This is a genomic window from Streptomyces tibetensis (genome assembly GCF_007655005.1).
Taxonomy (GTDB): domain Bacteria; phylum Actinomycetota; class Actinomycetes; order Streptomycetales; family Streptomycetaceae; genus Streptomyces; species Streptomyces tibetensis.
The window spans coordinates 241,297-266,047 of record NZ_SZVW01000004.1 but is presented as its reverse complement, the minus strand read 5'-3'; the positions used below and the strand labels follow the sequence as shown (position 1 = coordinate 266,047).

The window sequence follows — 24,751 nt, the reverse complement described above, 5'->3', positions numbered from 1 at the left end:
CGGAATGTGCGTCCACGCATGGTAACGATGCCCGCTGAGGGGAAGTGCCGCGGTCCGCTCCACAAGATCGCGGACGGGTACCTCACTGTCCGGTATGGGGCTCTATGGAGGAGGACGCTTCTTTACGGACCAAAAGTTCTCCTTGTGCGCGTAAAGCGGACGGGTTCCCATGCTTGCGCAGGCGGAATAGGAGGAGCTCACGGTGGCCCGGGCCACGTACCCTCTTCTGTTGTGCCGAACGCCAACGAAGAAACGTCCAGTGCCCTGAGCCAGGTGCAGCACCGCGCGGTGAGTGAACTGCTGCGGGTCGCCCCTGTCGCCGACGACCTCGCCCGCCGCTTCCAGGAGGCCGGGTTCTCGCTTGCCCTGGTCGGCGGGTCGGTACGGGACGCGCTGCTGGGCCGGCTCGGCAACGACCTGGATTTCACGACCGATGCGCGCCCGGAGGATGTCCTCAAGATCGTCCGCCCCTGGGCGGACGCCGTGTGGGAGGTCGGGATCGCCTTCGGCACGGTGGGTGCGCACAAGGGCGGCTACCAGATCGAGGTGACCACCTACCGCTCCGAGGCCTACGACCGCACCTCGCGCAAGCCCGAGGTGTCGTACGGGGACTCCATCGAGGAGGACCTCGTCCGCCGCGACTTCACGGTGAACGCGATGGCGGTGGCGCTGCCGGAGAAAGAGTTCGTCGACCCGCACGGCGGGCTCGAAGATCTCGCGGCGCGGGTGCTGCGCACTCCAGGGACCCCGGAGGAGTCGTTCTCGGACGATCCGCTGCGGATGATGAGGGCCGCGCGTTTCGCGGCTCAGCTCGACTTCGAACTCGCCCCCGAGGTCGTCACGGCGATGACGGAGATGGCCGGGCGCATCGAGATCGTCTCGGCCGAGCGGGTGCGGGACGAGCTGAACAAGCTGATCCTCTCCGAGCAGCCGCGCAAGGGCCTGACCCTGCTCGTGGAGACGGGCCTGGCCGAACGCGTGGTGCCGGAACTGCCGGCCCTGCGCCTGGAGCGTGACGAGCACCACCGTCACAAGGACGTCTACGACCACTCGCTGATCGTCCTGGAGCAGGCGATGGCGCTGGAGGAGGGCGGTCCCGACCTGACCCTCCGACTGGCCGCCCTGCTGCACGACATCGGCAAGCCGCGCACGCGCCGCTTCGAGAAGGACGGCCGGGTCTCGTTCCACCACCATGAGGTGGTCGGGGCGAAGATGACCAAGAAGCGCATGACGGCTCTGAAGTACTCCAACGAGTTGGTGAAGGACGTCTCACGTCTGGTCGAACTCCACCTGCGCTTCCACGGCTACGGCACCGGCGAATGGACGGACTCGGCGGTCCGTCGCTACGTCCGTGATGCCGGTCCGCTCCTCGACCGCCTCCACAAGCTGACCCGCTCGGACTGCACGACCCGAAACAAGCGCAAGGCGGCGGCTCTGTCGCGTGCCTACGACGGGCTGGAGGAGCGGATCGCCAAGCTGCAGGAGCAGGAGGAGCTGGACTCGATCCGCCCGGACCTCGACGGCAACCAGATCATGGAGATCCTCGGCGTGGGCCCCGGCCCGGTCATCGGCCGTGCGTACCAGCACATGCTGGAGCTGCGCCTGGAGCACGGGCCGATGGAGCCCGACGCCGCGGTGGCCGCGCTCAAGGAGTGGTGGGCCGGCCAGGAGAGCTGAGGCTGCGAAACGGGGTCATGTTTCACGTGAAACATGACCCCTTCCGGAGGTAGGCGGCCTGCTGGAGACAGACCAAGGGGCGGTGTTTCACGTGAAACACCGCCCCTCGTCGTCTCTGCCTACTTCTTGTAGTCCTGCAGGCAGAGCAGGAAGTCCTTGCCGTCGCCACTCTCGGTGTACGTGTACTGGAAGTCCTTGGCTTCGGCCTCGCACTTGCTCGAAGCCAGGGTTTCCGTGAGGAACGAGCCCTCGATCTTGGCCAGCACCTTGTACTGGGCCTTCGCGTCGTCGCACTTCACGACTTCGAGGTCCGGGTTGTTGTCGCTCGTGCTGCCACGGTGCATGCAGTCGCCCACGGAGGCCGTGTTGGCGTCGTCCCGGCTCGTGACGTAGCCGACGATGGCGATGGCCGCCACGGCTATGACGACGACAATGTTCTTGATCGTCTTGAAGCTGAGCTTGCGGCCGGACGGCTGCGGGGGAACCGGAGCGTACGGAGCCGCGCCCTGGGGCGGGAAGCCGGGCTGCCCGGGCTGCTGCGGGTAACCGCCCTGGGGCGGGAACGGAGCCTGGGGTGCAGCCGCGGGCTGGTTCTGCGCGAACGGATTGCCCTGGGGCGGCGGAGTAGTCACTGGGGGTCCCCCTGAACATGGTGAGTGACGCGAACATGTCGCGAGATAAGACCCACGTAAGGTAGCGGTCCCCACCGACAACGCAGTAGTCAGAAGTGGCTCTGTGTCATTGATGTGACACTTACTGGCGGCCAAACCGGGCCATAGTCACAGCTACTACCGCGTAGATAACGGCGATCGTGATCACCAGGGGCACGGAACGGCCGTCCGGCGGCAGCATCAGGGCCGCGACGGCGGCCGCGCCGACGAAGAAGACGTTGAAGAGCACGTCGTAGACCGAGAAGATCCGGCCACGGAAGCCGTCCTCCACCGAGGACTGGACGATGGTGTCGGTGGCGATCTTCGCGCCCTGGGTGGTCAGCCCCAGAACGAAGGCCGCGGCCAGCAGCGGGGCGGTGGCGAACGGCAGCCCGAGAGCGGGCTCCAGCAGCGCCGCGGCGCCCGCGCACACGACGATCCAGCGTCCCGGCCCGAACCGTCCCGCGGCCCAGGGCGTCACCACCGCCGCCGCGAAGAACCCCGCCCCGGAGACACCCAACGCCAGCCCCAGCAGGGCCAGTCCGTCGTCCGGGGTCGAGGTGAGGGCGTACCGGCACAACATCAGCAGCATGACCAGCAGGGCGCCGTAGCAGAACCGCATCAGTGACATCGCCGCGAGCGCCCAGGCGGCCTCGCGGCGCTGTGGAGCGGCCAGATGACGTACGCCTGCCGCCAGATCGCGGGCGGTGCCCGTGAGGGCCTGCCCGATCTGCTCGCGCGGCAACGGCCGGTCAGGGCCGAGGAGTTCCCGTGCCATGCCCAGCGACGCCAGGGCCGCGCACAGATACAGCCCGGCCCCCACGAGCACCACCGCGGCGTCCGAGCCCGCCACCGCCAGGCGTACGACGAAGGCGAGTCCGCCGCCTGCGGTCGCCGCCAGTGTTCCGGCGGTCGGCGACAAGGAGTTGGCGAGGACCAGGCGATCGGCGTCGACCACACGCGGCAGCGCGGCGGACAGGCCTGACAGGACGAAACGGTTGACGGCGGTGACGCACAGGGCCGAGACGTAGAAGAGCCAGTCCGGAGCCGGACTGAGGATCAGCACGGCCGTGGCGCAGGCCAGCAGAGCGCGCAACAGGCTGCCGTACAGCAGGACCTGACGGCGCCGCCAGCGGTCCAGCAGGACGCCGGCGAAGGGGCCGACGAGGGAGTACGGAAGCAGCAGCACCGCCATCGCGGAGGCGACCGCGGCCGCCGAGGTCTGCTTCTCCGGGGAGAAGACCACATACGCGGCGAGCGCGACCTGGTAGACGCCATCGGCACCCTGGGACAGCAGACGCACGGCGAGCAGGCGCCGGAATCCCTGGAAGCGCAACAGGACGCGCAGGTCACGGACGACGGCCATGGAGCCCAGCCTCACATATGGGGAGGGTCCCCGGGTCGTACGACCCGGGGACCCTCACAGCCCTGGCAGGAGCGACTGGTTGCGGCGCGTCAGCGCTCGACCTCACCCTTGATGAACTTCTCGACGTTCTCGCGGGCCTCGTCGTCGAAGTACTGCACGGGCGGGGACTTCATGAAGTAGCTCGACGCGGAGAGCACGGGACCGCCGATGCCACGGTCCTTGGCGATCTTCGCGGCGCGCACGGCGTCGATGATGACGCCTGCAGAGTTCGGGGAGTCCCAGACCTCGAGCTTGTACTCCAGGTTCAGCGGGACGTCACCGAAGGCGCGGCCCTCGAGGCGGACGTAGGCCCACTTGCGGTCGTCCAGCCAGGCGACGTAGTCGGACGGGCCGATGTGGACGTTGCCCTCGCCCAGTTCACGGTCGCGGATCTGGGAGGTGACGGCCTGCGTCTTGGAGATCTTCTTCGACTCGAGGCGGTCACGCTCGAGCATGTTCTTGAAGTCCATGTTGCCGCCGACGTTCAGCTGCATCGTGCGGTCCAGGATGACGCCCCGGTCCTCGAACAGCTTCGCCATCACACGGTGCGTGATGGTGGCGCCCACCTGGGACTTGATGTCGTCCCCGACGATCGGGACGCCCGCCTCGGTGAACTTGTCCGCCCACTCCTTGGTGCCGGCGATGAAGACCGGAAGGGCGTTGACGAAGGCGACCTTGGCGTCGATGGCGCACTGCGCGTAGAACTTCGCCGCGTCCTCGGAGCCGACGGGCAGGTAGCAGACGAGGACGTCGACCTGCTGGTCCTTGAGGACCTGGACGACGTCGACCGGCTCCTCGGCGGACTCCTCGATGGTCTCGCGGTAGTACTTGCCGAGGCCGTCGAGGGTGTGGCCGCGCTGCACCGTGACACCCGTGCTGGGCACGTCGCAGATCTTGATGGTGTTGTTCTCGGAGGCGCCGATGGCGTCCGCCAGGTCGAGACCGACCTTCTTGGCGTCCACGTCGAACGCGGCGACGAACTCGACGTCGCGGACGTGGTACTCGCCGAACTGGACGTGCATCAGGCCCGGCACCTTGGACGCCGGGTCGGCGTCCTTGTAGTACTCGACTCCCTGCACCAGCGATGCGGCGCAGTTGCCCACACCGACGATGGCTACGCGAACCGAACCCATTCCGGTTGCTCCCTGTGTGTACGAGTGAGGCCCTGAATGGGCTCTCACGTGGCGGTGTCGTCGGGCGCATCCGGACGGGGGTCGTCCCCCGGCCGGGGCAGGACGCCCGACGTTCCAGATGTGGTGTCACGCGAAGCGGGCTCTCCGGAGGCCGGACCCTTGAGGTCCCGCCCCGCCCGCTCGCTCTCGATGAGCTCGTTCAGCCAGCGCACCTCGCGCTCCACGGACTCCATCCCGTGGCGCTGGAGCTCGAGCGTGTAGTCGTCGAGGCGCTCCCGGGTCCGGGCCAGGGAAGCGCTCATCTTCTCCAGCCGCTCTTCCAGCCGGCTGCGGCGGCCCTCCAGCACGCGCATACGGACATCGCGTGAGGTCTGCCCGAAGAAGGCGAAACGGGCTGCGAAGGTTTCGTCCTCGTATGCGTCGGGCCCGGTCTGCGAGAGCAGCTGCTCGAAGTGCTCCTTGCCCTCCGCCGTCAGCCGGTAGACGATCTTGGCGCGGCGGCCCGTGAGGGGGGCGGCGAGGGCGTCCTCGGTGGTGCTGCCCGTTTCCTCGATCAACCAGCCGTTGGCGACCAGCGTCTTGAGGCAGGGGTAGAGCGTCCCGTAGCTGAACGCACGGAACACACCCAGCGAGGTGTTGAGCCGTTTGCGCAGCTCATAGCCGTGCATCGGAGATTCGCGGAGCAGGCCGAGGACGGCGAACTCGAGGATGCCGGAACGCCGGCTCATCGTCGCCTCCTCTCGCCGCGGTGCGCGTGTATCAGTCCGATGTGTCGGGCCGATGTGTCGAGCTGATGTATCGAGTCGATACATCATGACGATAGAACGGCCTTCCGGATGCGACAAGAGGGGGGTGGGTGAACGGGATCACATCACCGCTTCATCCGATGCGAGTTGCCTGATTTGAGGTGAACTTCGGGGCTCGGCAGGTTTTGGCGGTGCGTAGTCTGTGCGCCATGCACATCACCGGGAACCGAGTGACGCCTGAGAGCGTCGTCGTCTTCGGTGTAGTACGGGTGCATGCGGGACCGATGAATGCGGAGCCGACCGCATCCGTACTTCGGGGGGACCGGAAACTAGCCGCCGTTTCCAGGCGCGCAGGGGTGCGCCTGCCCGAGGAGTAGTCGTTCGATGAGCGAGCACCGTCGCAAACCGCCGCAGCCGCAGGGAGGCGGACGTGCCGCGGCCCGACGCGGCCAGTCCGGCTCGTCCTCCGGCCGCCGCGCGGCACCGCGAGGCGCCACCGGGTCTCCGTCCGACTCCTATGGGTCGGACGCTCTCGACTCAGGGGGTGAGGAGCGTCAGTACGGCGGCCGTGCCGAGGCCCGCCGTGCGGCGCAGAGAAGTACGGGTGGCAGCCGCCGCAGAGCGGCCGAACCGGCCCGTGGCGGCCGGCGCGCCGCACCTGGCGGGCCGAACGGGCCCGGGCGAGGCAGAGGCCGCGCCGCCGCCGTCCCCGACAAGAAGCGGCTGATCGACTATCCGCGAGCCGGCAAGTACGGCTGGCAGCGCTGGGTGCCGTCCTGGAAGCTCGTCTCCGGGCTGTGCATCGCCTTCTTCGGCAGCCTGGTGGCCGTGGCGGGCATCGGCTACGCCATGGTGGGCGTCCCCAACGAGGAGAACGCCGCGGCGTCGTCGCAGAACAACGTCTACTACTGGTCCGACGGCACCCAGATGGTCGCGGCGGGCAGCGGTCAGAACCGGCAGAACGTCACGATCGACCGGATCCCCAAGGAGATGCGGTGGGCGGTGATCTCGGCCGAGAACAAGAGCTTTTACGACGACTCGGGTGTCGACCCCATGGGTATCGCACGCGCCCTGGCGAACATGGCCCGGGGCGGTGACACGCAGGGTGGTTCGACGATCACCCAGCAGTTCGTCAAGAACACCTACCTGAGCCAGGAACAGACGGTCAGCCGTAAGTTCAAGGAGATGTTCATCTCGATCAAGGTGGGCACGAAGCTCTCCAAGGACGAGATCCTCCAGGGGTACCTCAACACCTCCTACTACGGCCGTGGTGCGTACGGCATCCAGGCCGCTGCCCAGGCCTACTACGGCAAGGAGGCGAAGGACCTCGACGCGAGCGAGTGCGCCTTCCTCGCCGCACTCCTGAAGGGCCCGACGTACTACGACCCCGCGGGCAACGACGGCATCGACAAGACGGCGACCGCCGATGCCAACCGCAAGCGCTCCGAGGCGCGTTGGGGCTGGATCCTCGAGCAGATGCACAACGACAAGAGGATCACGGACAAGCAGTACCAGGACGCGATCAAGAAGTACCCCGTGCCCGACCCGCGCAAGGCGTCCAAGGGCATGACCGGCCAGATCGGGTATCTGGCCGACACGGCCAAGAAGTACGTCCTGAACCACTCGAACATCTCCGAGAAGCAGTTCGACCTGGGTGGCTACCAGATCAAGACGACCTTCAAGAAGGCCAACGTCGAGGCACTGGCGAAGGCCGTCAAGAAGGTCGAGAAGGAGAAGCTCGACCCGGAGAACCGCGAGCTGGACAAGCACGTCCAGTTCGGCGCGGCCTCAGTGAAGCCGAAGGACGGTGCGATCGTCGCGCTCTACGGGGGTGCGGGTTACGAGAACGGCCACTTCAACAACAACGCGGACACCTCGGGTGTCCCCGTCGGTTCGACCTGGAAGCCGTTCGTGCTCGCCGCCGCGATGGAGCACGGCACCTACCGGAGCGAAGGTGGCCTCTCACCGCTGAGCAAGTACAACGGCAACGACCACCTCAAGGTCAGGAACAACGACGGCTCCTACGTCCTGAAGAAGGACAACACCCCGTTCTTCCAGGAGAACGAGAGCGACTACCCCTGGGGCTACATCTCCTTGCGCAAGGCGATGGAGCAGTCCGTCAACACGCCGTTCGTGCAGCTCGGCATGGACGTGGGGATGAAGAACGTGGCCGACCTGGCCGAAAAGTCCGGGATCCTGGAAAGCAGCTTCGCCGACCTGAACGCTTCGTTCGCGCTGGGTACGTCGACTCCCAGTGCGATCCGCATGGCCGATGCCTATGCGTCGTTCGCTGCGGCGGGCAAGCAGGCCTCCCCGTACTCGGTGACCAGCGTCAAGTTCAACGGCCGGGAGGTCGAGGGCTTCGACCCGCCCAGGATCACGCAGGCGATGCCGGAGAACGTGGCCAACAACGTCACGGACGTTCTGGAGAACGTCATCCAGAACGGTACGGGTAAGAAGGCGCTCTCCCTGGGCCGTACGGCGGCCGGCAAGACCGGTACCACCGACGAGAACAAGTCGGCCTGGTTCGTCGGCTACACGCAGCAGCTGTCGACGTCGGTCGCGATGTTCCGTGAGGACCCCAAGAGCGCCAAGCTGCTGTCCATGAACGGCACGGCGGGTGAGAAGTCCATCCACGGTGGTGACGTCCCCACGCTGGTGTGGACCGAGTACATGAAGGCCGCGTTGAAGGGTGAGCCCGACCTCGGCTTCCCGGACGCCGAGAAGATCGGCGAGATCCAGGACGAGCTGGGCGCTCCGACGCCGAAGCCGACGCCCAGTGTGCAGCCCAGCGAGACCGTGACGGAGTCGCCGAGCCCCACGCCGAGCGAGAGCTCGTCTCCCTCGCCGTCGCCGAGCGACACCTGCGGGTTCTTCGGCTGTGAGGAAGACGGTGGCGCGCAGAACGGCGGCACCGACAATGGAGGCACGGACGGAGGGGTTTCCCCCGAGCCCACGCCAACCGGTACGAATCCGGAGGACGGCAACAGCAGAGGAAACGGCAACGGAGGCATCTTCGGCGGCCCTGAGGGCTAGCGGAAACACGCCACGATGAGAGGGCGCGATACGACCGAGTCGTATCGCGCCCTCTCGCTTTTTCCGGAATCAGAAAACCCGTGAACAATATTGATGCCGGGACAGGGCGGTTATCACCTGTCCCGGCATCAGGTCAAAGAGGCGCGGGCTACCGCTGAGGTTCAGGAAGGGTCCTTCGACCCTCCGCCAACCCACTTGGTGCAGTGGTCGATCCGCCTGTCCCCCTCGAACACGGCAGCCTGGATTCCGACGTCAAAGATGTTGCCACCCTGCGAAACATGGCTGGGGAACTCCTTGTAAGTTCCCCAGCCGTCGTAGTTGTGGTGCCACCCGAAGTACTTGTGAGTGTCGGCGTACATAACGACGAGTCGAATCCGCACGTGGTGATTGTCAGGGGCCTCGTCATACAACTTCATCGTCAGGCTGGGAATGCTTCGGTCGCCTGACTTCCACCCGCTGGTGGAAACGGATCCACCCGCTCCGGCCGGGCTCGTAGCGCAACTCGCATAGGCTTGTGCGGCTGCCTGGGACGGACTGGCTGTAAATCCGATGAGCAGCGCCGACGCGGTGGTGACGAGAGCGAGTTTTGTCCTGTTTTTCATTGATCCCCCTTGCTTGGCATGAATGCCTTGCGTTCGAAACTAGCAGTACCTAAAAATTCCTTCAAGATTATTAAATTTGGCTATTTAGGTGCAATGCTGGCCTTTTGTCCAGCGCGGGTCGAGGCCGCGGTCAGGACGGCCCGGCGCCGCCGCCGGACCCGTGCGGCAGGATGTGCGGCATGCCCAGTGCAGAATCGACGCAAGCGAGCGTCCATGAGCGGGAGCCGGTGCGGCCGACCAAGGAGGACGAGGTCGCCGCGGCCGGCAGCGAGCTGATCGGCGGCCCGCTCGGGCGACGTGCCCTGCTGGGGTCGTCCTGGTGGACGCCCGTGCGGGTGATCGCGCTGGTGGCGATCGGCATGTTCGCCCTCGGCCTGGTCCAGAAGGCGCCCTGCTACAACGGCGCCTGGTTCTTCGGCGCCAGCTCCCAGTACACGCACGCGTGCTACTCGGACATCCCGCACCTCTACCAGGGGCGCGGCTTCGCCGACGGGCTCGTGCCGTACTTCGACCGGCTTCCCGGCGACATGCAGTACCTGGAGTACCCGGTGCTCACCGGCGTCTTCATGGAGGTCGCCTCCTGGCTCACGCCCGGCAGCGGCGCCATCCAGGACCAGGAGCAGTGGTACTGGATGGTCAACGCCGGAATGCTCATGGTGTGTGCTTCCGTCATCGCCGTCTGCGTGACCCGCACCCACGCCCGGCGTCCCTGGGACGGCCTGCTCGTCGCCCTGGCACCCGCCGCAGCGCTGACGGCGACCATCAACTGGGACCTGCTCGCGGTCGCCCTGACGGCCGCGGCGATGCTGATGTGGTCACGTGGCCGCTCCCTCGCCTTCGGCGTCCTGCTGGGGCTTGCCACGGCCGCCAAGCTCTACCCTTTCCTTCTCCTCGGGCCTCTGATGGTGCTGTGCTGGCGCGCGGGCAAATGGCGCGAGTTCGGGGCGGCTCTGGGGGGCGCGATCGTCGCCTGGGTCGTCGTGAACGGGCCGGTGATGCTCTTCGCTTTCGAGGGCTGGTCGAAGTTCTACACGTTCAGCCAGGAAAGGGGCGTCGACTTCGGCTCCTTCTGGCTGATCATGGCCCAGAACTCGGACGACCCGCTCAGCATCGACACCGTCAACACACTGGCGACGCTGCTGATGCTGGTGTGCTGTGCGGCCGTCGCGGCCCTCGTACTGACCGCCCCGCGCCGCCCGCGGTTCGCCCAGCTCGCCTTCCTGATCGTCGCGGCCTTCATCCTCACCAACAAGGTCTACTCGCCGCAGTACGTCCTGTGGCTGGTGCCGCTGGCGGCTCTCGCCCGTCCGAAGTGGCGGGACTACCTGATCTGGCAGGCCTGCGAGGTGGCGTACTTCCTCGGGATCTGGCTGTACCTCGCGTACACGACCAGCGGAGAGGCTCACAAGGGGCTGCCCACCGACGGCTACCACTGGGCCATCGCGCTGCATCTGCTGGGGACGCTGTATCTGTGCGTGATGGTCGTGCGCGACATCTTCATGCCGGACCGGGATCCGGTGCGCCGGTCCGGTGACGACGACCCCTCGGGCGGAGTGCTCGACGGCGCCGAGGATGTTTTCGTTCTCGGTCCAGCGGCCCGCCCACGGCAGCACGAGGCCGCCCAGTTCGACGGTGGGACACCGGTCGAGTGGGGAAAGCCTGACGCAACGGGCGGTTCGCTCTGAGCGAACGGCGCGAGACGCCGTAGCCGGGAACGCCGAAGGCCGTACACGGGAAGCCGTGTACGGCCTTCTTGCTGTACTGCGAGGTACGGTGCGCCGCGACGGTCAGCGGTCCACGATCCGGTCGAACTGCGTGGTGGTGTGCCGCAGATGGGCCACCAGCTCTTCGCCGACCTTCGGCTCGGGCGCGTCCGCCGGGACGAACAGGATCGAGACCTGCATGTGCGGTGGCTCCGCGAACCAACGCTGCTTGCCGCCCCAGACGAACGGAGAAAGGTTCCGGTTCACCGTAGCGAGGCCGGCGCGGGCGACTCCCTTGGCGCGCGGCATGACGCCGTGCAGGGCCTTGGGGGCCTCCAGGCCCACCCCGTGTGACGTACCACCCGCCACGACCACCAGGAAGCCGTCGGAGGCCGCCTTCTGCTGCCGGTAGCCGAAGCGGTCGCCCTTGGCGACGCGCGTGACGTCCAGGACCGCGCCGCGGTACTCGGTGGCGTCGTGGTCCCCCAGCCACAGCCGCGTGCCGATGCGGGCCCGGAAGCGGGTCTGCGGGAACTGCTGCTGGAGCCGGGCGAGGTCATCGGCCTTGAGGTGACTGACGAACATGGTGTGCAGGGGCAGCCGGGCGGCACGCAGCCGGTCCATCCAGCCGATGACCTCCTCGACGGCGTCCGAGCCGTCCGTGCGGTCCAGCGGGAGGTGGATGGCGAAGCCCTCCAGGCGGACGTTCTCGATGGCGGCGTGCAGCTGCGCCAAGTCCTGCTCGCTGATGCCGTGCCGCTTCATCGAGGACATCACCTCGATCACCACGCGGGCGCCGACCAGGCCGTAGACGCCGTCTATCGACGAGACGGAGCGGATGACCCGGTCCGGCAGCGGCACCGGCTCCTCGCCCCGCCGGTACGGCGTCAGCACCAGCAGGTCCCCACCGAACCAGTCCTTTATGCGGGCCGCCTCGTACGTCGTGCCGACGGCCAGGACGTCCGAACCCAGCCGAGTGGCCTCCTCCGCCAGCCGCTCGTGCCCGAAGCCGTAGCCGTTGCCCTTGCAGACCGGTACGAGGCCCGGGAACTGTTCCTGCACGTGCTTGTGGTGCGCACGCCAGCGCGCGGTGTCGACGTAGAGCGTGAGCGCCATGGCCGGACCTGGAACCTTTCTCGTGGTGCCGTGTATCGGCGGTTTCCGTGTGTCAGAGGTATAGAAGCACTGAACAGGACATCAGCGGCGCGACATGTAGATGTCGAGCGCCTTGTGCAGCAGCTTGTTCAGCGGGAAGTCCCACTCGCCGAGGTACTCGGCCGCCTGGCCGCCGGTACCCACCTTGAACTGGATCAGGCCGAAGAGGTGGTCGGTCTCGTCCAGCGAGTCGGAGATACCGCGTAGGTCGTAGACCGTGGCGCCGAGAGCGTAGGCGTCGCGCAGCATCCGCCACTGCATCGCGTTCGAGGGCCGGACCTCACGTCCGATGTTGTCGGAGGCGCCGTAGGAGTACCAGACGTGCCCGCCGACGATCAGCATCGTCGCCGCCGAGAGGTTCACGCCGTTGTGGCGGGCGAAGTACAGCCGCATGCGGTTGGGGTCCTCGGTGTTGAGGGCCGTCCACATGCGCTGGAAGTACGACAGGGGGCGCGGCCGGAAGTGGTCGCGCACGGCGGTGATCTCGTACAGCCGCTGCCATTCCTCGAGGTCCTGGTAACCCCCCTGGACGACCTCGACGCCGGCCTTCTCGGCCTTCTTGATGTTGCGGCGCCACAGCTGGTTGAAGTTCTTGTGGACCTCTTCCAGGGAGCGGTTCGCCAGCGGCACCTGGTACACGTAGCGGGGCTGGACGTCACCGAAGCCGGCACCGCCGTCCTCACCCTGCTGCCAGCCCATGCGGCGCAGCTTGTCGGCCACCTCGAAGGCGCGCGGCTCGATGTGGTCGGCCTCGATGTCGCGCAGGCGCTTGACGTCCGGGTTCTGGATGCCCTGCTTGATCGAGGGGGCCTCCCAGCGCCGGATGATCACCGGCGGGCCCATCTTCACGGAGAAGGCGCCCTGCTGCTTCAGGTGGGCCAGCATCGGTTCGAGCCATTCCTGCAGATTCGGCGCGAACCAGTTGATGACCGGGCCCTCGGGCAGGTAGGCGAGATAGCGCTTGATCTTGGGAAGCTGCCGGTAGAGGACCAGACCGGCGCCGACCATCTCGCCGGTGCGGTCGTCGAACCAGCCGAGGTTCTCGGAGCGCCACTCCGCCTTGACGTCAGCCCAGGCCGGGACCTGCATGTGGCTCGCCGACGGCAGGCTCTGGATGTAGGCCAGATGCTGCTCGCGACTGATGGTCCTCAGGGTCAGGCTCATTTAGGGGCGCTCCTCGGGCTGGTGTGTCCCCATGGGTACAGGGGCTCCGGCTCTCGCGCGAAGCCTACTGCGCCTTGAGAGCGCGCCGGTTGGGCGTACGGGGCCTTCGCCCCGGCCCGAGTCCGGCCGGGGCGTGATGCGGTGTTCAGATGAGGAGGTGTCCCGGCGTCAGCCGATGAGGCCGCCGTGCGCCATGCCCAGGAAGAACCCGACGCCCGATGCGCCCAAGCCCAGGATGAGACCGAAGCGCTCCCGGGTCGTCTCCGAGGTCCACTGGCCGTACGCACCCGTGAGGATGCCCACGAGACCGGCCCAGGAGCTGAGCAGATGCAGGTCCTCGTCGATGATCGCCGTGAGGAACGACGTGAGGCCCAGCACCAGGGTCACCGCGAGCAGGGTGTCCTGGAGGGGATGGGGCTTGCCGTCCGTGGCGAAGAGGCCGCCGGCGGTGTTGGGTCGCAATGCCTGTGCCATAGGGCACCTCCTGCGAAAGGTCGGCGCACGGTAGCGCCATACACACCCGATGGGTACAGATTGGCTGCCCTGACGGCTGGATTTCAACCGCAAGCCGCTGTGCGGGTACTCTGTACCGTCCGCACCGGTGTCTGCCCACGTCATGGCAGGGGCTTCTCTTCACAAGCCCCGACTGTCAGTGGTGGCCGATACCGTTGCTACGCATCACAACCCTCCTGCCACGGAACGACCGTGGCCGCTGAGTCCAAAGGAGGTGGGTTCCACATGCGTCACTACGAGGTGATGGTCATCCTCGACCCCGAGGTCGAGGAGCGCGCTGTCTCTCCGCTGATCGAGAACTTCCTCTCTGTCGTCCGTGACGGCGGCGGAAAGGTCGAGAAGGTCGACACCTGGGGCCGTCGTCGTCTCGCGTACGAGATCAAGAAGAAGCCCGAGGGCATCTACTCGGTCATCGACCTGCAGGCCGAGCCTGCGGTCGTCAAGGAGCTCGACCGCCAGATGAACCTGAACGAGTCGGTCCTCCGGACCAAGGTCCTCCGTCCCGAGATGCACTGAGCTTCGGCTCAGCTGATCCCGGGATTCGAGTAGCAAGCAGCCAGAGCAAACCCGCCGAGAGGTTCCCCCATGGCAGGCGAGACCGTCATCACGGTTGTCGGCAATCTTGTCGACGACCCCGAGCTGCGCTTCACCCCCTCCGGTGCGGCGGTCGCGAAGTTCCGTGTCGCGTCCACCCCCCGCACCTTCGACCGCCAGACGAACGAGTGGAAGGACGGCGAGAGCCTGTTCCTGACCTGCTCGGTCTGGCGTCAGGCGGCGGAGAACGTCGCCGAGTCGCTCCAGCGAGGCATGCGCGTCATCGTGCAGGGCCGGCTGAAGCAGCGGTCCTACGAGGACCGTGAGGGTGTCAAGCGCACGGTCTACGAGCTGGACGTCGAGGAAGTCGGCGCCAGCCTGCGCAACGCCACGGCCAAGGTCACCAAGACCACCGGTCGCGGTGGACAGGGTGGCCAGGGTGGCTACGGCGGCGGCGGTGGCGGCGCCCAGGGTGGCGGCGGCTGGGGCGGCGGCTCCGGTGGCGGCCAGCAGGGTGGCGGCGCTCCCGCCGACGACCCGTGGGCGACCGGCGCTCCCGCCGGTGGCAACCAGGGCGGTGGCGGCGGCTGGGGTGGAAACTCCGGCGGCGGCAGTGGCGGCGGCTACTCGGACGAGCCCCCCTTCTAGGGGCGGGTTCGCACTCACACTTCTTGATCACACAGGAGAAACACCATGGCTAAGCCGCCTGTGCGCAAGCCGAAGAAGAAGGTCTGCGCATTCTGCAAGGACAAGGTCACGTACGTGGACTACAAGGACACGAACATGCTGCGGAAGTTCATTTCCGACCGCGGCAAGATCCGTGCCCGCCGCGTGACCGGCAACTGCACGCAGCACCAGCGTGACGTCGCCACGGCCGTGAAGAACAGCCGTGAGATGGCGCTGCTGCCCTACACCTCCACCGCGCGATAAGGGAAGGGTGACCGACTCATGAAGATCATCCTCACCCACGAGGTCTCCGGCCTCGGTGCCGCGGGCGACGTCGTCGACGTCAAGGACGGTTACGCTCGCAACTACCTGATCCCGCGGAAGTTCGCTATCCGCTGGACCAAGGGTGGCGAGAAGGACGTCGAGCAGATCCGTCGTGCTCGCAAGATCCACGAGATCCAGACCATCGAGCAGGCCAACGCTGTGAAGGCCCAGCTCGAGGGCGTCAAGGTCCGTCTGGCCGTGCGCTCCGGCGACGCCGGTCGACTCTTCGGCTCCGTCACCCCGGCCGACATCGCTTCCGCGATCAAGGCTTCCGGTGGCCCCGAGGTCGACAAGCGCCGCATCGAGCTCGGCTCGCCGATCAAGACGCTGGGCGCTCACGAGACGTCCGTGCGTCTGCACCCCGAGGTTGCCGCCAAGGTCAACATCGAGGTCGTCGCGGCCTGAGTGCCGCGCTGAAGCAGTAAGCGTTGGGGCCGCACCCTCAGGGGTGCGGCCTCATTCGTGTCTGCCGGGCGCCTACCGTCGGGCGGCTCCGTGTTTCACGTGAAACACCGCGTTCTGCGGAGCACTCCCTGTTTCACGTGAAACAGGCAGCGTTTCACGTGAAACGGTCAGCGAGTCGCGCCCGTCACGATCCACCGGCCCGAGCGGGTGCGAAGCCACAGGGTCAGCATCCGCACAGTCATCATCAGCGTCATCGTGGCCCAGAGGGCCGTGAGTCCACCGCCCAGTACCGGGACCAGAAGAGCAGCCGGCGTGAACACCGCCAGGGTGAGCAGCATGGCCCAGGCGAGGTAAGGGCCGTCGCCGGCGCCCATCAGTACGCCGTCCAGGACGAAGACGATGCCGGAGATCGGCTGGGAGAGGGCGACGATGATCAAGGCGGGCAGCGCCATGTCCTTGACGGTCGGGTCGCTGGTGAACAGAGGCAGAAGCGCTGGTCGGGCGAGAACCACCAGGACACCGAGGACGACGCCGACGGCGATTCCCCACTCCACCATGCGGCGGCAGGCTTCCCGTGCGCCCTGGGTGTCACCGGCTCCCAGATAGCGCCCGATGATGGCCTGCCCCGCAATGGCGATGGCGTCGAGGGCGAAGGCCAGCAGGTTCCACAGCGAGAGGATGATCTGGTGGGCGGCGATGTCGGCATCCCCGAGACGGGCGGCGACCGCCGTGGCGATCATCAGGACCGCCCGCAGCGAGAGGGTGCGCACCAGCAGGGGGACACCGGCTTGCGCGGAGGCCCTGATCCCAGCGGCATCCGGGCGCAGCGAGGCCCCGTGTTTGCGTGCCCCTCGCAGAACCACCACGAGGTAGACCGCGGCCATGCCGCACTGGGCGATGACGGTGCCCCACGCGGAACCGGCGATCCCCAGATCTGCACCGTAGACGAGCCCGACATTGAGTGCGCCGTTGGCGACGAAGCCCGCGACAGCGACATAAAGCGGTGTTTTTGTGTCCTGCAGCCCGCGCAGGACGCCCGTTGCGGCCAGGACGACGAGCATGGCCGGTATGCCGAGCACGGAGATGCGCAGATACGTGATCGCGTAGGGAGTTGCCGCGTCCGAAGCGCCGAAGAAGTCCACGAGGTGGGGTGCCGCGGGCAGCGCGGCGGCGACGACGGCAGCGCCGAGGAACAGAGCCAGCCAGATGCCGTCCATCCCTTGTCGGATGGCGGCTTGAAGGTCGCCCGCGCCGACACGGCGGGCCACCGCGGCTGTTGTGGCGTAGGCCAGGAAGACGAAGACGCTGACGGCGGTCATCAGCAGGGCCGAGGCGACGCCGAGACCGGCGAGTTGAGCCGTGCCCAGATGGCCCACGATGGCGGTGTCGGCCATGAGGAAGAGGGGCTCGGCGACGAGGGCACCGAAGGCAGGCACGGCCAGCGCGATGATCTCTCGATCGTGCTGTCTCCGGCCGGAGGGGTGGCGCGCGGGGGCCTGTGTCATGCGCACCAATCTAATCGTCCACAGGTAAGAGATGCAAAGGATTTGAGACCCTTACTCTTCGTCTCGGTGTGCGCACTGCTGTGCACTGTTCGACCTGATCTTGGGCTGGTTGGGAAAGTTTTTCTTCTGCACAGCCCGTGGACGGTAAAGGTGCAGGTCAGTGCCCCTGTTCTGCTGAGAGTCGCGGCTTGTTCACAGGCCTGTCCACCGGGTCGTGCACAGGTTTCGCGGAGTTCTCCACAGCATCTGGGCCGTCGTCCACATGGCCTGTGGATAACCAGATTGGCTGACGGTGCCCAGGGGCCTACGGTAGTCCGGCGCCCGCTCCGTCCGCCGGTTTACAAAACGCCACAAAACCGGCGCGTGCCAAACGGAGTTGGGCCTCTTATTTGTCAGTGCCGTGCCGTAGAAAAGAGGGGCACGGCTAGGTCTGCTTCGGCGGACGGGAGGAGGTGGCTCGGTGAGCATTTCCGAGCCCTTGGACGACCCCTGGGCCGACAGCGGTCCCAGTGATCGTCTGCCCGCTTCCCGCCGACGTGGTGACGGGGCCCGGGGCCGCGACGATCAACACGAGCGCGGCAGGGACAACGGGGCGTGGGACGGTGGATCGCCCCCGTCGTTCGAGCGGGTACCGCCGCAGGACATCGACGCCGAGCAGTCCGTCCTCGGCGGCATGCTCCTGTCCAAGGACGCCATCGCCGACGTCGTCGAGATCCTCAAGGGCCACGACTTCTACAAGCCGGCCCACGAGACGATCTACCAGGCTGTCCTCGACGTCTACGCCAAGGGCGAGCCGGCCGACCCCATCACGATCGCCGCCGAGCTGACCAAGCGTGGCGAGATCAACAAGGTCGGCGGGGCCTCGTATCTGCACACCCTCGTCCAGACGGTGCCCACGGCGGCCAATGCGGCGTACTACGCGGAGATCGTTCACGAGCGGGCCGTCCTGCGCCGCCTGGTCGAGGCCGGTACGCGCATCACGCAGATGGGATACGCGGCCGACGACGACGTCGACGAGATCGTCAACCGCGCCCAGGCGGAGGTCTACGCGGTCACCGAGCAGCGCACCAGTGAGGACTACCTCCCGCTCGGCGACATCATGGAGGGCGCGCTCGACGAGATCGAGGCGATCGGCTCGCGCAGCGGCGAGATGACCGGTGTGCCGACCGGGTTCACGGACTTCGATTCGCTCACCAACGGCCTGCACCCGGGGCAGATGATCGTCATCGCTGCCCGCCCCGCCATGGGTAAGTCGACGCTGGCCCTGGACTTCGCCCGGGCCGCGTCGATCAAGCACAACCTGCCGAGCGTCATCTTCTCCCTGGAGATGGGGCGCAACGAGATCGCGATGCGCCTGCTGTCCGCGGAGGCCCGCGTCGCCCTTCACCACATGCGGTCCGGCACCATGACGGACGAGGACTGGACGCGTCTGGCGCGCCGGATGCCCGAGGTCTCGTCCGCACCGCTCTACATCGACGACTCCCCGAATCTGTCGATGATGGAAATCCGCGCCAAGTGCCGTCGGCTGAAGCAGCGCAACGACATCAGGCTCGTGATCATCGACTATCTGCAACTGATGCAGGCCGGCGGCTCCAAGCGTTCCGAGAGCCGTCAGCAGGAGGTCTCGGACATGTCCCGGAACCTCAAGCTCCTGGCCAAGGAGCTGGAGGTTCCGGTGATCGCGCTCTCCCAGCTCAACCGTGGTCCCGAGCAGCGCACGGACAAGAAGCCGATGGTGTCCGACCTGCGTGAGTCGGGCTCCATCGAGCAGGACGCCGACATGGTGATCCTGCTGCACCGCGAGGACGCGTACGAGAAGGAGTCGCCGCGGGCGGGCGAGGCGGACATCATCGTGGGCAAGCACCGAAACGGCCCGACAGCGACGATCACGGTCGCCTTCCAGGGCCACTACTCACGGTTCGTTGACATGGCCCAGACCTGATCCGACCAGGTCTCTCCGCCCCGCCAGAATGTGCTCGACGCGGGGCTGTCCGGCCGGGTGGACTGGGTCCATGACGAGATCTCTCGAAGAGTTGCTTCCCGGAACCCGTCGCGCTCTGTTGCACCGGATCGCCGTCGCACAGGCCGAGGGGCGGGCTCCCTCGCTCGTCGCGGCCGTCGTGCGGGACGGTACGACGGTGTGGACGGGCGCGCGTTCCTCGGTGGAGGGGCATGCGCCGGACGAGAACGTGCAGTACCGGATCGGTTCGATCACCAAGACGTTCACGGCGGTTCTCGTACTACGGCTGCGCGACGAGGGCGCTCTGGCTCTGGGCGATCCGCTCGAGAAGCATCTGCCGGGTACCGGCGTGGGGGAGGTGACCGTCGCCGAACTGATCGCGCACACAGGCGGATTGGCGGCCGAGACACCAGGCCCGTGGTGGGAGCGGAGCCCCGGATCCCTGCGGCCCGAGCTGGCCGACGTACTGGGTGATCGACCCCTGCTGACTCCGCCAGGCCGACGGTTCCACTACTCGAATCCGGGCTACGCCCTGCTCGGCGCGCTCATCGAGAAGCTCCGCGGGGCTTCCTGGGAGGACGTCCTTCGGCGTGAAGTGCTCGAACCTCTGGGGCTGCATCGCACAAGCGTGCGCCCACAGGCGCCCAACGCGGGTGGCTGGGCGGTACATCCCTGGGCCGACGTGATGCTTCCCGAGCCCATCGAGGACCTGGGGCGCATGGCGCCGGCCGGTCAACTCTGGTCGACGACCGGTGATTTGGCGCGGTTCGCGGCCTTCCTGCTCAACGGCGACGAGCGAGTGCTGAGCGCCGGGTCACTGAGGGAGATGAGGACGCCGTCAGCCCCGCACGAGGCGGCGGACGTGGCGAGCGGTTACGCCTACTGCTTGGGCATGGAGATCCGGCGACGGAACGGGCGGTCCCTTGTCGGCCACACCGGGTCGTTGCCCGGCTTCCTCGCGTGTCTCATGATCAGCGTCGAGGACGACGTGGCGGCGATCACCCTGGCCAACTCCACGTCAGGACCACTGCTGTTCCCCCTCGCGGCCGACCTGGTCCGTATCGTCGTCGAGGCGGAACCGCGGATCCCCGCACCGTGGAAGCCGCTCCATGATGTCGATCAGTCACTGCTGGAGCTGACGGGCCAGTGGTACTGGGGGACGCACGCCTTCGCTCTGCGCCTGACGGCCGACGGGCTCCTCTCGCTGGGGCCATTGACCGGTGCAGGGCGTCGCTCTCGGTTCCGTGCGAACGGCGACGGCACCTGGACGGGACTGGAGGGCTACTACGCCGGCGAGCTTCTGAAGGCCGTACGGCGGCCGGATGGGTCCGTGGGTCACCTGGACCTCGGCTCGTTCGTGTTCACGCGTCAGCCGTACGACGAGGGTGCTCCGGTGCCGGGTGGCGTCGACCCCGAGGGATGGCGCGGAATCGGTTAGCGCGGTGGGATGCGTGGGCGTCCTGTTTCACGTGAAACAGGACGCCCACATCCCTCGGTCACAGCTGGAGCTTGAAGCCCGTGTGGGAGGCCGTGAACCCGAGCCGCTCGTAGAAGCGGTGGGCGTCGGCGCGGGTCTTGTCAGAGGTCAGCTGGACCAACTGGCACCTCTCGTTCCGGGACTCTTCGATCGCCCACTCGATGAGCTGGGTTCCCAGGCCGCTGCCGCGCTCGTCCGCATGGATGCGCACCCCTTCGACGATCGACCTGGTCGCACCGCGCCGGGAGAGACCGGGAATGATCGTGAGCTGGAGTGTGCCGACGACCCTGCCCTCCCGGACCGCCACGACCAGGTGCTGGTTCGGGTCGGTGCTGAGCCGCTCCAGCGCCGCCAGATACGGGGTGAGGTCGTCCGGCGACTCGCGCTGTGCCCCCAGAGGGTCGTCCGCCAGCATGGCGACGATCGCGGGGACGTCGTCGGCGGCGGCGGCACGTATCTCAAGATCTCCCATGAACGCACCTTACGCACAGTCGGCGGTGCGCAGACGCCGCACGTCGGCCGTACTCGGGTGCCCTATGCGGGCACCGGAGCCTTCAGCGTCTCCACCACTCGGACCAGCGGTGCCAGCTCGGGGTTCTTCGCCGCTTCGTCGAGAGCCTCGCGCAGGGCGGCGTCATTGGTCGGACGCGCCGCTTCCAGCAACTCGAGGCCCGCCGGGGTGACGTTGGTGTAGATGCCCCGGCGGTCGGTGGGGCACAGGTAGCGCTCCAGGAGGCCCCGGTCTTCGAGCCGGGTGACCAGGCGCGTGGTGGCGCTCTGGCTGAGAACGACCGCGTCGGCGACCTGCTTCATCTGCAGATGGCCCCCGTCGCCGTCGTGCTGCCGGCTGAGCACGTCCAGCAGTGAGTACTCCCGCGCGCTGAGGTCGTGCCCGGCCTGCAGGGCGCGCTCGATGCTGGCCTCGATCCTCCCATGGAGCAGGGAGAGGGCGCACCAGCTCTGGGCGAGAGCGGTGAGCGCGGGGTCCGTCGCTGTCATTGGCGTTTCCTCCGTCCCGGAGCGGCTGACACCCAGGATAGAGCAGAACCGCAATTGACGGCGTTTGCTTGTAGCCCGCGTCTGCAACTATTGTGGACGCAAGCTAGGCGCTCCTGCAATCATCTGGGAAGGTAACCCTCCATGCCTCTCGCGCTTCTGGCCCTCGCGATCGGGGCCTTCGGGATCGGAACGACGGAATTCGTGATCATGGGCCTGCTGCCCGAGGTCGCGTCCGACTACGGGGTCTCCATCCCCATCGCCGGTTACCTGGTGACGGGCTACGCGCTGGGCGTCATGTTCGGCGCGCCGCTGATGACCGTGCTCGGCACCAAGATCTCCCGTAAGCGGATGCTGATGCTGCTGATGGGCCTCTTCATCCTGGGGAATCTGCTCTCGGCACTCGCCCCCGCCTTCTCCGTCATGCTGATCGGCCGGATCGTCGCCTCACTGGCCCACGGCGCCTTCTTCGGCATCGGGTCGGTCGTCGCGGCGGACCTCGTCGCCCCGGACAAGAAGGCCGGTGCCATCGCGATGATGTTCACCGGTCTGACCGTCGCCAACGTCGTCGGTGTCCCGCTGGGCACGCTCGTCGGGCAGTCCGTCGGCTGGCGGGTGACCTTCGGCATCGTCGCCGCCCTCGGCGTCGTCGGCCTGGCCGGCATCGCCCGGCTCGTCCCTGACATGCCCAAGGCGGAGGGCGCGCGTCTGCGACATGAGCTGGCCGCGTTCAAGAACGTGCAGGTCCTCCTGGCGATGGCCATGACCGTCCTGGGCTTCGGCGGTGTCTTCGCCGCCATCACGTACATCGCGCCGATGATGACCCATGTCGCGGGCTTCGCCGACGGCTCCGTCACCTGGCTGCTGGTCCTCTTCGGCCTCGGCATGGTCGGCGGCAACCTGGTCGGCGGCACGTTCGCCGACCGCGCCCTGATGCCCATGCTGTACGTCTCCCTGGGTGCCCTGGCCGTCGTCCTGGCTCTGTTCACCCTCACCGCCCACGACAAGGTGCTCTCGGCGATCACCATCGCGCTGATCGGTGCCCTGGGCTTCGCCACCGTGCCGCCGCTGCAGAAGCGCGTTCTCGACCAGGCGCACGGCGCCCCGACCCTGGCCTCCGCGGTGAACATCGGCGCCTTCAACCTCGGCAACGCGCTCTCCGCCTGGCTCGGTGGCCTGGTGATCGCGACGGGCCTCGGCTACACCGCACCCAACTGGGTCGGTGCCGCCCTGGCTGCCGGTGCCCTGGTCCTGGCCTTCCTCTCGGCCGCCCTGGAGCGTCGCGCCGGTGGTCCCAGCACCGTCGTCACGGTAGCCACACCGGCCGAGCAGCGCGCTGCTGTCCGCCACTGAGCAACATCCACACCCCAACCGGCCCCACGATCCGGAACGACGGTAAGTCCTTCAGGAGAACCTCTTCATGAGCACCACCACCGCCGTCGCCCCGCTGACCACTCAGGACGCCGACATCCTCGTGGCCGCGGCCTACCGTGCCGCCGAGGCCGCAGGCGTCACCGTCAGCGTCACAGTCCTGGACGCGGGCGGCCAGCTGCTCGCCTTCCGGCGTGACGACCGAGCCGTGCTGATCTCCGGTGAGACCAGCACCCGCAAGGCCTACACGGCCTCCAGCTGAACGCGCCCACCGCCGACCTGGTGGACGCGGTGCAGCCCGGAGGCCTCTTCCACACGCTGCCGACAGCGCTCGACCGGCCGCTGCTGTTCATCGCCGGAGGCGTGCCGGTGCACCGCGACGGCCGGCTGATCGGCGCGATAGGCGTCGGCGGCGGCGCCCCGGAGCAGGATCCACGGCTTCGCCACGGCCGCCGTGGAGGTTTCGCCTGAACCGGCCCCTGCGGCGCGACGACGCCGGTTCCCTGTTCTCGGGGTGCCGACGTCGTCGTATCGAGGCTCGTCAGCCCGCCGCGACCGTGACCGGCGCGAACCGCCGGCTCCAGTCGCCGGGCAGCTCGGCGATCCCGTAGGCCATCACCGAGTTGAAGGCGACGGATTGCAGGCCGCGCTCCTTCACCCACGCGAGGAGTTCCTCGTGACGCACGTCGATGTCGGTGCGCAGGGGACGGTCTGTGCGGGCGGCCAGGGAGGCGATGAGAGCCTGGGCCACCGATGTGTCGCGCGCGATGAGCGGCCCGACGACGTGGGTGTCCATGTTGGGCCAGGCGGCCGCGTACCCGATGATCTGCCCGCCGTCCTCGGCCACGCGCAACTGGTCGGCGAAGGCCGGCAGCCGGGTGACGATGTGGGTGCGGTCGCTCCCGAAGACCTGCTCGTCGAGACGGAGGATGGCGGTGAGGTCCTCGGCGGTCGCGGCGCGGGTGGCCACCTCCGGCTCCGGTCCACCGGGAGTCAAGTGCCCGAGGACCATCTCGGCCCGCCCTGTGACCTTGAAGCCGAGTTCCTCGTAGAGGGGGCGGCCGTTCGGCGTCGCGTGCAGGGTGAGCGGCGTGGTGCCCATCGCCGAGACGACGTGACGCATCAGCCGGCGTCCCACGCCCTGCCGGGCATGCCGTCCGGCGACCAGGACCATGCCGATCGCGGCGAGGGCGGGGTTTTGCGGTCCGTACTCGGTGACGACGCAGGCGCTCAGCAGGCCACCCTCGGGGTCGTCGATGCCGTAGCCCTTTCCGGCCGTGAGGAGGAAGCCCCACTTGTGCTCCTCCCGTGGCCACCCCCGGTCCTCGGACAAGTCGGCGCAGGCGGCCAGATCGCGGAGCGTCAGACGGCGGATGGGCAAGGAGGCAAGGGAAGGAGTCGGCACGCAGGTCAGGCTGTCCGACGAGGGCCCCTGACGTCCACCTGTTTCAGCGGAGACGTACGAGCTTTTGGCCAGTTGTCGCCGCCCCGACAGCAGGGGGCCGGTGCCGGATGTTTCACGTGAAACAGGTAAGAACGCCGGACGCCCGACCGAAACGCTGAACGGGACCTTCCCGCCCCAGGGTTGACGGACTCGGCGATTCGCGTCCTGCCCGCATTCGTGACGAGAGGAGGGGGGACTTGTGTGCACGGCAGTGGCCGGTAGGGTCGAGTCCGGTTCGCATCCGGGACGGGACGCCCCGTCCCGTATGGGGTAGCGCAGGGCAAT

At 67.6% G+C, this 24,751-nt stretch carries 22 protein-coding genes and 1 pseudogene; 11 read left to right on the top strand and 12 right to left on the bottom strand.

Annotated elements, in window-relative coordinates:
• Nucleotides 1–231 precede the first annotated feature (231 nt).
• Nucleotides 232–1,677: a CCA tRNA nucleotidyltransferase gene (locus FDO69_RS08445; protein ID WP_104779115.1), complete on the top strand. Its 1,446-nt coding sequence runs from the start codon at nt 232–234 to the stop codon at nt 1,675–1,677.
• A 119-nt stretch (nt 1,678–1,796) separates the two neighbouring features.
• Here FDO69_RS08445 and FDO69_RS08440 read toward each other — a convergent pair whose 3' ends face one another.
• From FDO69_RS08440 to FDO69_RS08425, 4 genes are all read right to left on the bottom strand, one after another.
• Nucleotides 1,797–2,309, bottom strand: coding sequence for an LppU/SCO3897 family protein (locus FDO69_RS08440; protein ID WP_104779114.1), 513 nt, complete (start codon nt 2,307–2,309; stop codon nt 1,797–1,799).
• Between the two features lie 121 nt (nt 2,310–2,430).
• Complete coding sequence (locus tag FDO69_RS08435) at nt 2,431–3,693, bottom strand: MFS transporter (RefSeq protein ID WP_104779113.1); 1,263 nt, start codon at nt 3,691–3,693, stop codon at nt 2,431–2,433.
• 89 nt (nt 3,694–3,782) lie between these two features.
• Nucleotides 3,783–4,865, bottom strand: a complete 1,083-nt coding sequence (locus tag FDO69_RS08430; RefSeq protein ID WP_104779112.1) for an inositol-3-phosphate synthase — start codon at nt 4,863–4,865, stop codon at nt 3,783–3,785.
• A gap of 44 nt (nt 4,866–4,909) precedes the next feature.
• Nucleotides 4,910–5,593, bottom strand: a complete 684-nt coding sequence (locus tag FDO69_RS08425; protein WP_104779111.1) for a PadR family transcriptional regulator — start codon at nt 5,591–5,593, stop codon at nt 4,910–4,912.
• Between the two features lie 402 nt (nt 5,594–5,995).
• Between FDO69_RS08425 and FDO69_RS08420 the strand changes: the two genes are divergently transcribed.
• Nucleotides 5,996–8,647 (top strand): transglycosylase domain-containing protein, encoded by a 2,652-nt coding sequence (locus FDO69_RS08420; RefSeq protein ID WP_234387874.1) that lies wholly within the window; start codon nt 5,996–5,998, stop codon nt 8,645–8,647.
• 161 nt (nt 8,648–8,808) lie between these two features.
• On the opposite strand, the gene FDO69_RS08415 is transcribed toward FDO69_RS08420, so the two are convergent.
• Nucleotides 8,809–9,249 carry a hypothetical protein gene (locus FDO69_RS08415; RefSeq protein ID WP_138430074.1) on the bottom strand — a complete coding sequence of 147 codons (441 nt, stop codon included), beginning with the start codon at nt 9,247–9,249 and terminating at the stop codon, nt 8,809–8,811.
• A gap of 170 nt (nt 9,250–9,419) precedes the next feature.
• Here FDO69_RS08415 and FDO69_RS08410 point away from each other — a divergent pair, with 170 nt between their 5' ends.
• Nucleotides 9,420–10,934 (top strand): glycosyltransferase family 87 protein, encoded by a 1,515-nt coding sequence (locus FDO69_RS08410; protein ID WP_104779108.1) that lies wholly within the window; start codon nt 9,420–9,422, stop codon nt 10,932–10,934.
• Nucleotides 10,935–11,036: 102 nt separating this feature from the next.
• On the opposite strand, the gene FDO69_RS08405 is transcribed toward FDO69_RS08410, so the two are convergent.
• The 3 genes from FDO69_RS08405 to FDO69_RS08395 all read right to left on the bottom strand — a co-directional run bounded on the left by FDO69_RS08405 (nt 11,037) and on the right by FDO69_RS08395 (nt 13,745).
• A complete protein-coding gene (locus FDO69_RS08405) occupies nt 11,037–12,068 on the bottom strand; it encodes an alanine racemase (protein WP_104779107.1) in 1,032 nt (343 codons plus the stop codon).
• Nucleotides 12,069–12,149: 81 nt separating this feature from the next.
• A complete protein-coding gene (gene femX, locus FDO69_RS08400; RefSeq protein WP_031137685.1) occupies nt 12,150–13,271 on the bottom strand; it encodes a peptidoglycan bridge formation glycyltransferase FemX in 1,122 nt (373 codons plus the stop codon).
• Between the two features lie 168 nt (nt 13,272–13,439).
• Nucleotides 13,440–13,745 (bottom strand): hypothetical protein, encoded by a 306-nt coding sequence (locus tag FDO69_RS08395; RefSeq protein WP_104779106.1) that lies wholly within the window; start codon nt 13,743–13,745, stop codon nt 13,440–13,442.
• Between the two features lie 264 nt (nt 13,746–14,009).
• Between FDO69_RS08395 and rpsF the strand changes: the two genes are divergently transcribed.
• The 4 genes from rpsF to rplI all read left to right on the top strand — a co-directional run bounded on the left by rpsF (nt 14,010) and on the right by rplI (nt 15,713).
• The gene (gene rpsF / locus FDO69_RS08390; protein ID WP_104779105.1) at nt 14,010–14,300 is read left to right on the top strand and encodes a 30S ribosomal protein S6; all 291 of its coding nucleotides are present in this window, start codon (nt 14,010–14,012) and stop codon (nt 14,298–14,300) included.
• A gap of 69 nt (nt 14,301–14,369) precedes the next feature.
• On the top strand, nt 14,370–14,966 hold the full coding sequence (locus FDO69_RS08385) for a single-stranded DNA-binding protein (RefSeq protein ID WP_104779104.1): 597 nt from the start codon (nt 14,370–14,372) through the stop codon (nt 14,964–14,966).
• Nucleotides 14,967–15,011: 45 nt separating this feature from the next.
• The gene (gene rpsR / locus FDO69_RS08380; RefSeq protein ID WP_003949403.1) at nt 15,012–15,248 is read left to right on the top strand and encodes a 30S ribosomal protein S18; all 237 of its coding nucleotides are present in this window, start codon (nt 15,012–15,014) and stop codon (nt 15,246–15,248) included.
• An 18-nt stretch (nt 15,249–15,266) separates the two neighbouring features.
• On the top strand, nt 15,267–15,713 hold the full coding sequence (gene rplI / locus FDO69_RS08375; RefSeq protein WP_033309881.1) for a 50S ribosomal protein L9: 447 nt from the start codon (nt 15,267–15,269) through the stop codon (nt 15,711–15,713).
• A gap of 167 nt (nt 15,714–15,880) precedes the next feature.
• On the opposite strand, the gene FDO69_RS08370 is transcribed toward rplI, so the two are convergent.
• Nucleotides 15,881–17,218: an MATE family efflux transporter gene (locus tag FDO69_RS08370; protein WP_104779103.1), complete on the bottom strand. Its 1,338-nt coding sequence runs from the start codon at nt 17,216–17,218 to the stop codon at nt 15,881–15,883.
• A 460-nt stretch (nt 17,219–17,678) separates the two neighbouring features.
• Here FDO69_RS08370 and dnaB point away from each other — a divergent pair, with 460 nt between their 5' ends.
• A complete protein-coding gene (gene dnaB / locus FDO69_RS08365; RefSeq protein WP_104779102.1) occupies nt 17,679–19,160 on the top strand; it encodes a replicative DNA helicase in 1,482 nt (493 codons plus the stop codon).
• A 70-nt stretch (nt 19,161–19,230) separates the two neighbouring features.
• Nucleotides 19,231–20,616, top strand: coding sequence for a serine hydrolase domain-containing protein (locus FDO69_RS08360; RefSeq protein WP_104779101.1), 1,386 nt, complete (start codon nt 19,231–19,233; stop codon nt 20,614–20,616).
• A 58-nt stretch (nt 20,617–20,674) separates the two neighbouring features.
• Here FDO69_RS08360 and FDO69_RS08355 read toward each other — a convergent pair whose 3' ends face one another.
• Nucleotides 20,675–21,127: a GNAT family N-acetyltransferase gene (locus FDO69_RS08355; RefSeq protein ID WP_104779100.1), complete on the bottom strand. Its 453-nt coding sequence runs from the start codon at nt 21,125–21,127 to the stop codon at nt 20,675–20,677.
• A gap of 62 nt (nt 21,128–21,189) precedes the next feature.
• Nucleotides 21,190–21,654: a MarR family winged helix-turn-helix transcriptional regulator gene (locus FDO69_RS08350; protein ID WP_104779099.1), complete on the bottom strand. Its 465-nt coding sequence runs from the start codon at nt 21,652–21,654 to the stop codon at nt 21,190–21,192.
• A 141-nt stretch (nt 21,655–21,795) separates the two neighbouring features.
• Here FDO69_RS08350 and FDO69_RS08345 point away from each other — a divergent pair, with 141 nt between their 5' ends.
• The gene (locus tag FDO69_RS08345; protein ID WP_104779098.1) at nt 21,796–23,004 is read left to right on the top strand and encodes an MFS transporter; all 1,209 of its coding nucleotides are present in this window, start codon (nt 21,796–21,798) and stop codon (nt 23,002–23,004) included.
• Nucleotides 23,005–23,071: 67 nt separating this feature from the next.
• Nucleotides 23,072–23,482 (top strand): annotated as a pseudogene (locus tag FDO69_RS08340) (GlcG/HbpS family heme-binding protein); the annotation flags it as partial.
• Nucleotides 23,483–23,563: 81 nt separating this feature from the next.
• On the opposite strand, the gene FDO69_RS08335 reads toward FDO69_RS08340, so the two are convergent.
• Nucleotides 23,564–24,427 (bottom strand): GNAT family N-acetyltransferase, encoded by an 864-nt coding sequence (locus tag FDO69_RS08335; RefSeq protein ID WP_104779097.1) that lies wholly within the window; start codon nt 24,425–24,427, stop codon nt 23,564–23,566.
• Nucleotides 24,428–24,751 lie beyond the last annotated feature (324 nt).

Bases quoted from the DNA above. Each gene is read 5' to 3' on its own strand.
- FDO69_RS08350 (WP_104779099.1), bottom strand. From the start codon at position 21,654: ATGACAGCGACGGACCCCGCGCTCACCGCTCTCGCCCAGAGCTGGTGC.
- FDO69_RS08425 (WP_104779111.1), bottom strand. From the start codon at position 5,593: ATGAGCCGGCGTTCCGGCATCCTCGAGTTCGCCGTCCTCGGCCTGCTC.
- FDO69_RS08410 (WP_104779108.1), top strand. From the start codon at position 9,420: ATGTGCGGCATGCCCAGTGCAGAATCGACGCAAGCGAGCGTCCATGAG.
- FDO69_RS08385 (WP_104779104.1), top strand. From the start codon at position 14,370: ATGGCAGGCGAGACCGTCATCACGGTTGTCGGCAATCTTGTCGACGAC.
- rplI (WP_033309881.1), top strand. From the start codon at position 15,267: ATGAAGATCATCCTCACCCACGAGGTCTCCGGCCTCGGTGCCGCGGGC.
- FDO69_RS08415 (WP_138430074.1), bottom strand. From the start codon at position 9,249: ATGAAAAACAGGACAAAACTCGCTCTCGTCACCACCGCGTCGGCGCTG.
- FDO69_RS08395 (WP_104779106.1), bottom strand. From the start codon at position 13,745: ATGGCACAGGCATTGCGACCCAACACCGCCGGCGGCCTCTTCGCCACG.
- rpsR (WP_003949403.1), top strand. From the start codon at position 15,012: ATGGCTAAGCCGCCTGTGCGCAAGCCGAAGAAGAAGGTCTGCGCATTC.
- FDO69_RS08370 (WP_104779103.1), bottom strand. From the start codon at position 17,218: ATGACACAGGCCCCCGCGCGCCACCCCTCCGGCCGGAGACAGCACGAT.
- FDO69_RS08405 (WP_104779107.1), bottom strand. From the start codon at position 12,068: ATGGCGCTCACGCTCTACGTCGACACCGCGCGCTGGCGTGCGCACCAC.
- femX (WP_031137685.1), bottom strand. From the start codon at position 13,271: ATGAGCCTGACCCTGAGGACCATCAGTCGCGAGCAGCATCTGGCCTAC.
- FDO69_RS08435 (WP_104779113.1), bottom strand. From the start codon at position 3,693: ATGGCCGTCGTCCGTGACCTGCGCGTCCTGTTGCGCTTCCAGGGATTC.
- FDO69_RS08420 (WP_234387874.1), top strand. From the start codon at position 5,996: ATGAGCGAGCACCGTCGCAAACCGCCGCAGCCGCAGGGAGGCGGACGT.
- FDO69_RS08430 (WP_104779112.1), bottom strand. From the start codon at position 4,865: ATGGGTTCGGTTCGCGTAGCCATCGTCGGTGTGGGCAACTGCGCCGCA.
- FDO69_RS08345 (WP_104779098.1), top strand. From the start codon at position 21,796: ATGCCTCTCGCGCTTCTGGCCCTCGCGATCGGGGCCTTCGGGATCGGA.
- FDO69_RS08360 (WP_104779101.1), top strand. From the start codon at position 19,231: ATGACGAGATCTCTCGAAGAGTTGCTTCCCGGAACCCGTCGCGCTCTG.
- FDO69_RS08355 (WP_104779100.1), bottom strand. From the start codon at position 21,127: ATGGGAGATCTTGAGATACGTGCCGCCGCCGCCGACGACGTCCCCGCG.
- rpsF (WP_104779105.1), top strand. From the start codon at position 14,010: ATGCGTCACTACGAGGTGATGGTCATCCTCGACCCCGAGGTCGAGGAG.